The sequence below is a fragment of the Clostridium beijerinckii genome (assembly GCF_036699995.1).
Classification (GTDB): Bacteria; Bacillota; Clostridia; order Clostridiales; family Clostridiaceae; genus Clostridium; species Clostridium helianthi.
This window is the reverse complement of record NZ_CP144906.1, coordinates 2,707,309-2,719,544: the sequence shown is the minus strand read 5'-3', so window position 1 is coordinate 2,719,544 and position 12,236 is coordinate 2,707,309. Positions and strand designations below refer to the sequence as shown.

The following is a 12,236-nucleotide window of genomic DNA, read 5'->3' as shown; positions in this document are numbered from 1 at the left end:
AATCTATATTGTAAATTAATATACTAAACAAACTTATCTTTATGCTCAAAAAGGATATGAATAATATCACATCCTTTATGCTTTTAATATTTAATCTAATCAAAAAAAAGTCTATTTCTTACTATTGATTCACCTCTAGTGGTGCCTCCAGTTCCTGCGCCACCGCCTGTTGTTCCTCCGGTTCCCATGCCACCGCCTGTTGTTCCTCCAGTTCCCATGCCACCGCCTGTTGTTCCTCCAGTTCCGATGCCGCCGCCTGTTGTTCCTCCAGTTCCCATGCCGCCGCCTGTTGTTCCTCCAGTTCCCATGCCGCCGCCTGTTGTTCCTCCAGTTCCCATGCCGCCGCCTGTTGTTCCTCCAGTTCCCATGCCGCCGCCTGTTGTTCCTCCAGTTCCCATGCCACCGCCTGTTGTTCCTCCGGTTCCCATGCCACCGCCTGTTGTTCCTCCAGTTCCCATGCCACCGCCTGTTGTTCCTCCAGTTCCCATGCCACCGCCTGTTGTTCCTCCAGTTCCTGTGCCACCGCTTGTTGTTCCTCCGGTACTTGGTCCTCCTAATAAAGTAGTTGCTCCTGTATTCTGCCACTGTTGAACTTGTGTAATTGCTTCCTGAGGAGTTCTTCCTAAGCCAACAAGCACTCCTAGTAAAATAGCTTTTTGATATGAGCGTCGTGCTCCAGCACCTTGCAATCCAGTTCCCTGATTATTGTCACTCAAAGAATAACTCACTATTGGCTCAACATATCTAATCCAATCATCTGGTCTAAAATTCGATGTATTTTGCTTAACTTGCCTCTTCATATTTTCATTGATATCAAAATTCATGTTACTCATGTTATTATCATCTACTAATATGCCAACTTTAGGTGCATTATTAAGAATTTGCATCATTCCATGACAAGAATTAAATTGGTCTGTTAAATCTTGACCTGCATTAAGACCATAGTGTGTCCCTCCGCTCCAATTTGATTCATTGCTTACATCATAAACGACACCTTCTATAGCTACATACGCAGGTTTTCCTCCTCTTCCATCATATTGTGATAAATCATCTAATGTAAGTTCTTTAGGCTGCCTATACGAATTGCTTCCTGTAAGTTCATTAATAGTTTTTAAATCAAAATAAATAGACATAAATACCTCTCAAATATTTTTACCTATAAAATATATGCTGTTTCCTTGAAATAAATTCCTAAAAAGTACTTAGATTGTAAATAATAAAAATGTTCCATTTATTTATCTCTTTTTCGTTCATAAACCAAACGATTATATTATCTACTTTGATTACTATTTCGTAAATTTTCTTAATATATCCATAAAAAAATCAAAATATTTTTGCTAAATTCTAAACTTTACTAGATTTTTCAGCAATTATATAGTAATATGGATATACTAAATTTGAATTTTTTACAAATGATATATACTTATTTTTAAAATAATATAGCATTATATTATTTATAGTATACAACATATTTAATTCATTTTTAGATATATATAATTTTATACAAGGGGGCTTTACAATGAGTTTTGTAAATGTAAGAAAAATACCATCTCCAGAGGAAATAAAAGAAATTACTCCTCTAGCTGACAATCTAAAAAGGATTAAAGCAGAAAGAGATGAAGAAATTAAGAAAATATTTTCAGGCAATAGTGATAAGTTTGTAGTCATAATAGGACCTTGCTCGGCAGATGATGAAAATTCTGTTTGCGACTATGTTAGCAGACTTGCAAAAGTAAATGAAAAAGTTAAGGATAAGCTTTTTATTGTTCCTAGAATTTATACAAATAAGCCTAGAACTACTGGCGAAGGATATAAAGGAATGTTTCATCAACCAGATCCTGAAAAATCACCTAATATTCTTGAAGGATTGATTTCAATCAGAAAAATGTTTATTCGTGCTATAGAAGAATCTGGTTTAACTCCTGCAGATGAAATGCTTTATCCTTCGAATTATATGTACTGCGATGATTTACTTACTTACGTGGCTATTGGAGCAAGAAGTGTTGAAAATCAACAGCATAGACTTACAGCTAGTGGGATTGATGTCCCTGTTGGTATGAAAAATCCAACAAGTGGAGACTTATCAGTAATGTTTAACTCAATCCAAGCAGCTCATGCAAAACATAACTTTTTATATAGGCATAATGAAGTAAATACTACTGGTAATCCTTATGCGCATGCAATTATGCGTGGTTCAGTTAATAAGCATGGTAATAATATTCCTAATTATCACTACGAAGATTTAATGAGAGTTTCTGAACTATATGGAGAATGTAACTTTCCATATCCAGCAGTAATTGTCGATGCAAATCATGCTAACTCTATGAAGAAATTTGCTGAGCAACCCCGCATAGTTAAAGAAATACTCTACAGCAGAGGATATAACAATGATTTAAAAAAATTAGTTAAAGGTGTTATGATAGAAAGTTACATAGAAGAAGGATGTCAAAAAATTGATGAACACATTTATGGAAAATCAATTACTGATCCTTGCTTAGGTTGGGATGCTACTGAGCAATTGCTTTACTATATTGCAGAACAAGTTTAATAAAATATATTAATTAAATAACCAAGTCAGTATGAAAAATTTATCGTATTGACTTGGTATCCTTTAGCACTACTTACACAATTTATTAAAAAGTATCGGATTTAAATTTGTATTTTTATATATAGAATCTAAAATTATTGCTCTATGACACATCCCTCAAACACTTATATTTATGTGTCTCTATCTTTACACTCTAATATCCTCTCTTTGTATATCTATTATTTCTGCATCTGTATTATTTTCTATAAAGGTTATAATGTTCTCCATAGTAGAATCAGCTTGAGCTGAATTCGAACACATTCCTGCAATACCTATAACTATTGTTTTATGAACATCCTGTTCATAAGCCTCAGATACAGATATATTAAACTTATTTTTTAATTTTTGTATTATACTTTTTACAATCATTCTTTTCTCTTTTAATGAGTGAACCCACGATGCTCTTAGTGTTACTTTCATAAATAAAATATTCATATAATTAATCGCATCCCTTTTCTTTAACTATAAATATAATTTAGTTTCAATTCTTCTATCGTATTCTGACCAATTTCCTGGCTCTGTTTTATCTTTTATTTGAGAAATTTTATTCATTGTCGCATCTATTGAATCTGCATAATTTATTATAAAAGATTCTTCCATTCTCATTTCTCTAGGCGAACCATATTCAAGTTTTCCATGATGTTGAATTACGCAGCCTTTTATTCTCATGATAAAATCCTCACTATAATATGAAGGATTTTTCATAATTGCCTTATCTATCATTTCTACACCAATAACAATATGCCCTTCCATTTCACCCCTAAGTGTATATTTAAATGGACCGTCATAAGATAACTCATAAATCTTCCCTATATCATGTAATTTTGCAGCAAGTATGGCAATTTCTGTTCTTCTACAACCATATCTTTCGCAAAGCATTAAAGTTAAATGCATAACATTTAATGTATGTTCTGCAAGTCCTCCTATGTAATTATGATGCATCGATACTCCGCCTATACCTCTTTTAAATTTATCTAGAAACTCTTCGTCTTTAAAGAAATAATCGTTCAAAGCTTTGGCCTCTTTTGAAATTATATATTTACTTGTATAAAGCTCTATTTCCTGCATAATATCCCCAACAGGCCTATTTACTGTTGGAAGATAATCTGAAATGTTGTAGTTTGTAATAATTTCATATGTTTTTACATCTAGAATCCCATCTTTAATTCCTTCAATTTCTACTACTCTTCCTTCAGCAATATCATCCTTTTTGTTTGGAAGATTTGCCTTTATTTCGCCACTTTTATCAGCCAATATACATACTATTTTTGCAGGATCCCTAAATAATATTCTCATGACCATTAATGATATCTTTATGTTTTCACCACTTTTCACGTTGCTTAAAAAATTCTCTTTTGTATTCATTATTACCTCCAAAATTTATTAGCTTATTTTATATCTTGCTTTTAAGTTAAACATAGTATATGCAAAACAGTAACTTTATAATATGAAAAATTATATCTGTATCAGTTTCTATTATCTTGTCCCCTCATTTTTAATTTAGCTTGCTCTTAATATTGCATACTATCTACATTTTATAATATCAAATAAACTGTAAAAATGGGTAATTTTATAGAATTTTAGAAAAAAAAGGGGTATAATATTAATGCATTTGTTTAATCAACTTTTGATGCTAAAACAAATTTCTGATAAATTATAAATTTAATATATATTTAGCAAAGCCTATATACATAGCTAATTATTTAAACATATGGAATAGTCACTTTTACTTACAAAATCACTATTGAATAATAAACGGTCTATTAGTAAAAATCAGCTATTAGGTAAATTAATCTTTTAGCTAAAATGGGAGGATAACATGAAAACTAATTTGGGTATAGTAATTTGTGAAAATTTTATTGAAGAGATTGAATTTGCAGTAAAGACTTATAATATAAAAAATGTTATGATTATACCATTTGCATCTACATGTTCAAAAGCAACAAACAAAAAAAATCAATGTTTAATAGAAGCTATTAATTTATGTGAAGAAAGATGTAATAAAACTTTTATTATTATTGAGGATAATTGTTGCTGCTCTAACTTGGAAGATCTTATTAATAACAAAGAAAAATGCACACTCTATAAAATGGAACACTGCCTTAACTTATTTATTAATAAAGATGTAGTTAATAATCTTTTAAATACAAATTCATATGTTATAACATCAGGCTGGCTTAAAAACATGGATAAAGATAATACTTCAGTTATATTAGATAGGAAACCCAATAAGCTTCTCCTATTAGACACAGGAATTTATGAGGACAGTATAAAAGAAATTCAAATGCTAGCTAACAACTTAAACTTACCTTACGATTCTTTTTTTGTCGGTTTAGATTTTTTCCATATGTTTATTGAAAAGATTATACTTGATTGGAAGCTCGAATTAAAAAATAAGAAAAAAATTAGCAATATAAAATTTCTCAGAGAAGAGAAATATAAAAAACTAAAAGATACTTATAAATTAATTGAAAAGAAAAAGGGGCAACTCTTATACATATTAGACAGTATTTATGAGGGAGTCTTTATTTTAGACACAAATTATAAAATACTTTTTGTGAATAAAGGCGTGGAAAAATTACTAAACATTAACAATTTTAAAAGTGTTCTAGGTAGAGACTTATTTGAAATTGGCATCGTTCATAAGGATTATCGAGATATTATACTTAATAGATTTGAAAAAGTGCTTAAGCATAATATATCAGTACCTATAATCGAAGAAAAAATGGTTCAATTCGATGGAAATATTATTCCAGTAAATATATACTCTGGAGCTATTGAATATGAAGGCAATCCATGTATACTAAGTGTTATTCGAGATATTTCTGAACACAAAAAATCTGAAAATCTTAAATTAAAAATCCAAGAGCAAAGCAGATTATTAGATAAAGCAGCAGAATATGATAAACTTAAAACAGAATTTTTTGCAAATTTGTCTCATGAATTTAGAACTCCACTTAACGTAATGCTTAGCACTCTTCAGCTTCTAAATTTAATCGGAGCAAACAAAACTAATACAGATAGCAAAGACAAAATAAGCAAATACTATAATATTATGAAGCAAAACTGCTATAGGTTGTTGAGGCTGGTAAATAATTTAATAGATATTACTAAAATTGATGCTGAGTACTTTAAACTCAACTTAAAAAATGAAAATATCATATCCACTATAGAAGATATAACTTTATCTGTAACTGATTATGCTAAAAACAAAGGTTTAGATATTATTTTTGATACAAACGTTGAAGAAAAGACAATGGCTTGTGATGCAGATAAAATCGAAAGAATAATGCTTAATCTTCTTTCAAATGCCATAAAGTTTACTTCCTCTGGAGGAAGTATATTTGTAAATATATTAGATAAAGATTCAAGCATTATGGTCTCAGTAAAAGATACTGGTGTTGGTATCCCTAAAGATAAACAATTATCTATTTTCAAGAGATTTGTTCAAGTAGATAAATCTCTTTCGCGAAAAAGAGAAGGCAGTGGCATCGGGCTTTCTCTCGTAAAATCTCTTATTGAACTTCACAATGGTACAATTAAAATCAATAGTGAATATGGCAAAGGCAGTGAGTTCATAATAGAGCTTCCCGTTAAAGTTTTGCCAGAAAGCGAAAATATTACTTCAGATGAGGATTTAGCAAAAGAAAGTAATATTCAAAGAATAAAAATAGAATTTTCTGACATATATGATTAAACATTTTTAACATCAGTACATAAGGCATATATTAAAATTTGAAATGCCTTATGCACTGTAATTTTTAATATGACTCTAATCTAAAACTCTCCCTACATACTTCATATTAGACCTGCTTAATCTGCTTATTTTAACTACATCTCCAGTACGAGGTGCTTGAATATACATATCATCCCCTATATACATCCCTACGTGTGTAGATTCTGAGGGTTTATTAAATACCAAATCTCCTGGTTTAATTTCAGATATACTAATTGCTTTTGCAAAACGCTGCTGATCTTGTGATATTCTAGGTATATATATCCCTTGCGACTTAAATACATATTGAATCAAACCCGAGCAATCAAAGCCTGCTGGTGACTCTCCTCCCCATAAATAAGGAACTTTCAAATATTTTTCAGCTTCTTCTATTAGAGACCTTTTCTGACCAGTAATATCAGATGATAATGTAACCGGAACAGTTATGCCTGTATTGGTGCTCAATAATATATTATTTTCTTTAATATATTTTAATAATTTATCTTTTTGATCCTCTAATTCTACAACTTGATTTCTAATATCGTTTTCATTTTTTTGCAAATCAGCTTTTCCTTTTTCTATCTCTTCATTTACTTCTACGATTCTTTTTTCTGACTCTTTTGCTTGTAAAATCATATTTTTATCATTTTCACATATTTTATATATTAATGATGCCTTATTCATTGCTTCTAAAACATTGCCCGAAGAAATTAAAGCATCTAAGTATTGAAGTGTTGTTGATTCAACACCTCCACTTAACTGTATACCTTTTAATCTATCAGCTAATTTCTTATCTTTCTCTTCTACATCCTCCTTAGCTATCTTTAATTGTTCTTCATTATCCTTTATTTGCTTTTCCTTTTGAAAAACTTCCTCTTTAATCTTATTTAGCTTGTCTATATTATTATCAATTTTGCTATCACATTCTTGAATGTTCTGTATAGCTTGTTCGAGTGATAGTTCAGGTTCTGCAAAAGCTGGCAATTCATTACTCATCATTGTCATAAAAAATAGTAAGGTTACTATTAATGCAAATTTACACCTAATTTTCATCTTATCCTCCCCTGGCATCTACTAAATATAAATCTCAACATTCTAAAAACAAAATCCTAATATATGAGTCTTCTCTACTAAAATAACAACATAATTTATCTGATGTCTAGTCACATTTGTCACTCACTTTTTTAAGCGTCTGATAACAGTGGCTGGACCATAGATAAGTTAGACTAAGATTTAACTGAGGATAAGACCCCACTTGAATCAAGTTTCACTTGATATTATGTAGTTATATAAACAATTATTTTACTTAATTCTCTTTCACATTATATATATTAACTATTCATAACTTTTATTACTGATATTGTTACTAAAATATATTAATTTTTTGATCCATTTTAGAAGAAATTTGTATTAAATTTATTAATTATTAACATTTGACAAACCTTTATTAATATAAAGATAATATTAAATTTATTTTTATAAATATCTTCAGAAAATTGCCTGCTATTTTACCAAATGGGAATTTATATGAGGATGCAGTTTTAATATAAATGATTTATATTATTAGTATAGAAGTAATTAAAAATTAAATATCATTAAAAGAATACAAATTATTTTTTTAAACTGGAGGGATTATTATGAATGGTAAAGCTATTAATAAATCTAATTTGAAATTGGTAACCTATACAACTAATAAAAATATTTCCCTTAATAAAGTTTCAAAAGGTATATCTAAAATTCTAACTTATGCATTTAAACTATGTAAATCTGTTTTAAATTCACTTTTCAGTAATTCAGAATATATTTATAATAAAAATTCAGCATATTCTAGAGGTAGTGAGTATAATTATGATATAACAGATGCTACTGAGCTTAGATTAATAGCATCAAGAAGAACATTTTTATAATTAACATTATTGTAGTATGTACACTGCTTTATTATATAAATTTACTTTCACTACTATAACTATCAAAAAAGCTACTTAAGTACTTAAATGAAATTGTTATTTCACTTAAAAACCTAAGTAGCTCTTTTCTCATAAAATAAATATAAATAATTACTTATTTAATAAGCTATGTATTATTCTTGTTGCATCCATGTATTTAGCAATTGATCTTCCATAATTTAATCTATTGATAATTCTAGCACAAAGCTCTGACATATCAACGCTCTTAAACCAAGCTGAGTCTTTTAACTCTTCTGGTATGTATGTTAAATTAGTAGAATATATTCTTGTCAATAAACCTTCCTCATGAGCCTTATTAAACTTTTCAAATCCTTCTGTAAAGAAAGCAAAAGTTGCTGCAACATATATATTCTTAACATTTCTTTTCTTTAATTCTTTAGCTATATCAAGAACAGATTCTCCTGATGCTATCATATCATCAACTATTAAAACATCTTTATCTTCAACAGCTCTTCCCATATATTCATGCTGAACAATAGGGTTTTTTCCATTAACAATTGTAGAATGATCTCTTCTCTTGTAGAATAAGCCAACATCTACTCCTAAAGCACTTGAGTAATATATAGCCCTATCCATCGCTCCAGTATCAGGACTTATTACAAGTAGCTTTTCTTTATCTAATTCTAGTGATTCCTCATTTGATAGGATTCCTTTTACAATATCATATGTTGGATACACATTTTCAAAAGATAGTAAAGGAATAGCATTTTGAATATTAGGGTCATGTACATCAAAAGTGATAATTTCATCAACACCTAATCTTTCAAGTTCTTGAAGTGCTAAAGCACAATCCAAAGACTCTCTGCCTTTACGCCTATGTTGTCTTGATTCATATAAAAGAGGCATAATTACAGTTATTCTCGCTGCCTTACCTCTAATTGCTGCAACAGTTCTCTTTATATCTTGAAAATGTTCATCAGGACCTTTGTGATTTTCAATCCCGAACATCTTATATGTACAGCTATAGTTTCCAACATCGCATAAAATATAAATATCCTTTCCTCTGATAGATTCAGAAATTTTAACTTTTCCTTCACCATTAGAAAATCGTATTTCATCAAGTGGCACTAAGAATGACTCAGTACAATTTCTGTTTTTTTGGATATACTTGTCTATAGCATTACCTAACTCTGAACAACTTTCTAATGCTATAATTCCAAGTTCATGATTTAATTCACTCATTTGCGTTCCCCTTTTTTAATTATTTTGTAAATCGGCTTATTATTATAAAAAAACTCAAACAATTAAAGTATACCTCAAAATTGGATATATATAAATATATTATTACAATTTTCAAGAAAATTTTATGATAATTTTAAAGTTAACCTTTTCAATTCCTTATAAAATTCCATTTTAATATAATCATTGAGATAAATTTTCAAATTCGTAGATTACTTTAACAATGTTATTGATATTTGTAAACAACATTTCATAAATGTGCTATACTATTTCAATGATATAATATTGATTAATATTCAATGAAAATAAATAGTTTGATAATATCAGAATCATTTACTAATGCATGAGCAATTACAACTCTTTGTTTTTCTCTTCTTGACAGCTAATTAAGCAAGTATATAATAATTTGTTATTAATTTTGAAACTTACTTGCACTGCTAATTTTATAATTCTTATTTTGAAATATGTTTTACGAGATAATAGGTAATAACAAATTTAAGTAAGCTTATAGATAACCCAACTTTAAGTTAGATTTATACTATGAAATATATCCCAACTAGAAATAAGAATTATGCTTTTGTGAAATGTTTCATTAGGAATTTGATGGCTTTGATTCTTAGATTAAAAGTTGTTCCAAGTATGCTAGTTCAAAGCTTGCCTTTGAGGCTAGCATCTTGGGTGCAACTTGTGAGCTTAGAATCATCCATCATAATTTCCTTAGAAACTGGAACAACAGCATAATTCTCATTTCGGCGAGATATATGCATAAGTCTAGGTCTTAGTTGGTTTATCTATATAATACTTAATTTATTATTACCTATTACATTATTAATTATTGATATTATTAAAGTCTTAATAATATATCATTTATTTCTTCACTTACTTTTAATCTTTCATCATAAACCCATTGAACGTCTAGTTTTAAATTAAATATTTTAGAAAATGAGTAATACATATTTATCTTCTGATAATAAATTTCTAAATCATCCAAACCACCATTAAAGTTTTGGGGTTTAAATAACTCTTTCTGTTTATTCACAAATAGTTCATCTACATAATTTAAAAATGCATCCATAAGTTCATCTCTAGACACATCAAATGGAACTTTCAATAAATCCCATTGAATTTCCTCATTAAGCTTGTATTTCCTTAGTCTATCCAAGATCAAAATATATTCACTTACATCCATCTTAGTATAATAATCTAATTTTTCTGTTCTTGTGCTCCAAAGAGCTAATTTTTCATTTAAAGGCAGACTTCTAATCTTAAGTATTGCTTCTGATGGCCCTATAACAGCTTGTTTTATAACCTCGTCTTCTGTTTCTAATTTAGATTTAATTATATCTGCATTGCCGCCAACACTGGCAATATAACCAACATCATAAATACCAAGTCTACCAGCACGCCCTCCTACTTGTTTTATTTCCTGCGAAGTTAACTCTCTTACTTCTTCTCCATCAAATTTCCTTATACTCATAAATATAATTCTTCTGATAGGCAAATTAACTCCCATCCCTATCGCATCAGTAGTCACAAGAATTTTTGTTTCTTTATTAATGAACTGTTCGTATTGCATTTTCCTAACTTCAGGTGGTAAATCACCGTAAATTATACTTGCCTTAATGTTTCTACTTGAATATTCCTCTGCTATTTCTAATACTCTTTTTTTAGAAAAGACTACAATAGCATCACCTTCCTGAACATCATTATAACTAAAATTCTTATATTCAACTTCTAATGGTATAGCTCTTGTATATTCTCTTATTTCATATTCATCTTTACAATCACTTATAATTGTTTCTAATATATATTTAGCATTTGCAGCTCCACATATATGTATTTCATCACATTGGAGCCCTAGTAGAGCTTTGCTCCATGCCATTCCACGAAAAGGATCACTTATCATCTGAATCTCATCAATTACAGCTATATCATAATGTTCTTTTAAATTAACTTTTTCTATTGTACATGATGTGTGAGTAGATCCCACATTTATTATTTCCTCTTCACCAGTTAAAAGATCACAAATTACTCCTTCTCTATTTAACTTTTCAAAATTTTCTAAGGCTAGAATTCTAAGTGGCGATAAATAAACACCTTTTTTTGCACTTTTAAGACGTTCTAAAGCATTATACGTTTTACCTGTATTTGTATCTCCTAAATGTATGTAGAACTTTCTTTTCATGCTTCGTGCTTGACGATACTCATCTTTAGGATTACTTGGGAAATTTTCTTCAAATTCTTTTGCAACTAATTTAGGAATATGTTGTTTGGTTAATATTGTCATTAATCCTTGATTTAAAAAACTATTATAATTTCCACGCACTACTTCATAAAAATCAAAACTTGTATTATTACTTTTATTATAGTAGTCAAGCATTTTCTTTGAAACAGTTTCTAATAGCTCTTCATATCTCTCATAAACCTCATTAAAATCTCTTAAACTCTGATTTTCTAATTCCTTAAGATGTCTAAGTTTCTTTCTTATTGAGCTCTCATGCTCTAATAATGCTCCTGGCTTTGAATGCTCAACTATTTCTTCTATTTGATTTATCTGACCCTTATACTTTTTAAATTCTCTTTGTGCTGCATTATTTTTCATTTATCCCACTCCATATACTAATATAATATTTAACTGCAAAAATATTTTCTATTAATAATATAACTATGATTAAATATATTTATTCCTTTATAAGATTATATGAAAATTATACCATAACTCATATCGCTGAGAAAAATTACTTTAATATTATTATGTAATATTTCATAAGCTAGACTCATATACTTA

General features: G+C 29.1%; 9 protein-coding genes. 3 read left to right on the top strand and 6 right to left on the bottom strand.

Features of this window, described 5'->3' with window-relative positions; translation table 11 throughout:
- Positions 1–95: 95 nt before the first annotated feature.
- A complete protein-coding gene (locus PZA12_RS12630; protein WP_206492989.1) occupies positions 96–1,133 on the bottom strand; it encodes a cytochrome b5 domain-containing protein in 1,038 nt (345 codons plus the stop codon).
- Between the two features lie 386 nt (positions 1,134–1,519).
- On the opposite strand from PZA12_RS12630, the gene PZA12_RS12625 reads away from it, so the two are divergent.
- Entirely contained in the window at positions 1,520–2,548 is a 1,029-nt protein-coding gene (locus PZA12_RS12625; RefSeq protein WP_077306747.1) for a 3-deoxy-7-phosphoheptulonate synthase, read from the top strand.
- A 186-nt stretch (positions 2,549–2,734) separates the two neighbouring features.
- Here PZA12_RS12625 and PZA12_RS12620 read toward each other — a convergent pair whose 3' ends face one another.
- Both PZA12_RS12620 and PZA12_RS12615 read right to left on the bottom strand, forming a co-directional pair.
- Positions 2,735–3,022 (bottom strand): DUF503 domain-containing protein, encoded by a 288-nt coding sequence (locus PZA12_RS12620; protein ID WP_077306745.1) that lies wholly within the window; start codon positions 3,020–3,022, stop codon positions 2,735–2,737.
- Positions 3,023–3,049: 27 nt separating this feature from the next.
- Complete coding sequence (locus tag PZA12_RS12615; protein ID WP_078115606.1) at positions 3,050–3,952, bottom strand: 3'-5' exoribonuclease YhaM family protein; 903 nt, start codon at positions 3,950–3,952, stop codon at positions 3,050–3,052.
- 454 nt (positions 3,953–4,406) lie between these two features.
- On the opposite strand from PZA12_RS12615, the gene PZA12_RS12610 reads away from it, so the two are divergent.
- Entirely contained in the window at positions 4,407–6,284 is a 1,878-nt protein-coding gene (locus PZA12_RS12610; protein WP_206491040.1) for a sensor histidine kinase, read from the top strand.
- A 75-nt stretch (positions 6,285–6,359) separates the two neighbouring features.
- Here PZA12_RS12610 and PZA12_RS12605 read toward each other — a convergent pair whose 3' ends face one another.
- On the bottom strand, positions 6,360–7,355 hold the full coding sequence (locus PZA12_RS12605) for an NlpC/P60 family protein (RefSeq protein WP_103699395.1): 996 nt from the start codon (positions 7,353–7,355) through the stop codon (positions 6,360–6,362).
- Positions 7,356–7,939: 584 nt separating this feature from the next.
- Here PZA12_RS12605 and PZA12_RS12600 point away from each other — a divergent pair.
- The gene (locus tag PZA12_RS12600) at positions 7,940–8,209 is read left to right on the top strand and encodes a hypothetical protein (RefSeq protein ID WP_078115609.1); all 270 of its coding nucleotides are present in this window, start codon (positions 7,940–7,942) and stop codon (positions 8,207–8,209) included.
- 150 nt (positions 8,210–8,359) lie between these two features.
- Here PZA12_RS12600 and PZA12_RS12595 read toward each other — a convergent pair whose 3' ends face one another.
- Positions 8,360–9,451 (bottom strand): ribose-phosphate pyrophosphokinase, encoded by a 1,092-nt coding sequence (locus PZA12_RS12595; protein ID WP_077843623.1) that lies wholly within the window; start codon positions 9,449–9,451, stop codon positions 8,360–8,362.
- 841 nt (positions 9,452–10,292) lie between these two features.
- Positions 10,293–12,050 carry a helicase-related protein gene (locus tag PZA12_RS12590; RefSeq protein ID WP_103699383.1) on the bottom strand — a complete coding sequence of 586 codons (1,758 nt, stop codon included), beginning with the start codon at positions 12,048–12,050 and terminating at the stop codon, positions 10,293–10,295.
- Between the last annotated feature and the right edge of the window lie 186 nt (positions 12,051–12,236).

What these genes read in the sequence shown, in the direction of transcription:
- PZA12_RS12600 (WP_078115609.1), top strand. Translation starts at nt 7,940, where the DNA reads ATGAATGGTAAAGCTATTAATAAATCTAATTTGAAATTGGTAACCTAT.
- PZA12_RS12610 (WP_206491040.1), top strand. Translation starts at nt 4,407, where the DNA reads ATGAAAACTAATTTGGGTATAGTAATTTGTGAAAATTTTATTGAAGAG.
- PZA12_RS12590 (WP_103699383.1), bottom strand. Translation starts at nt 12,050, where the DNA reads ATGAAAAATAATGCAGCACAAAGAGAATTTAAAAAGTATAAGGGTCAG.
- PZA12_RS12620 (WP_077306745.1), bottom strand. Translation starts at nt 3,022, where the DNA reads ATGAATATTTTATTTATGAAAGTAACACTAAGAGCATCGTGGGTTCAC.
- PZA12_RS12595 (WP_077843623.1), bottom strand. Translation starts at nt 9,451, where the DNA reads ATGAGTGAATTAAATCATGAACTTGGAATTATAGCATTAGAAAGTTGT.
- PZA12_RS12615 (WP_078115606.1), bottom strand. Translation starts at nt 3,952, where the DNA reads ATGAATACAAAAGAGAATTTTTTAAGCAACGTGAAAAGTGGTGAAAAC.
- PZA12_RS12630 (WP_206492989.1), bottom strand. Translation starts at nt 1,133, where the DNA reads ATGTCTATTTATTTTGATTTAAAAACTATTAATGAACTTACAGGAAGC.
- PZA12_RS12605 (WP_103699395.1), bottom strand. Translation starts at nt 7,355, where the DNA reads ATGAAAATTAGGTGTAAATTTGCATTAATAGTAACCTTACTATTTTTT.
- PZA12_RS12625 (WP_077306747.1), top strand. Translation starts at nt 1,520, where the DNA reads ATGAGTTTTGTAAATGTAAGAAAAATACCATCTCCAGAGGAAATAAAA.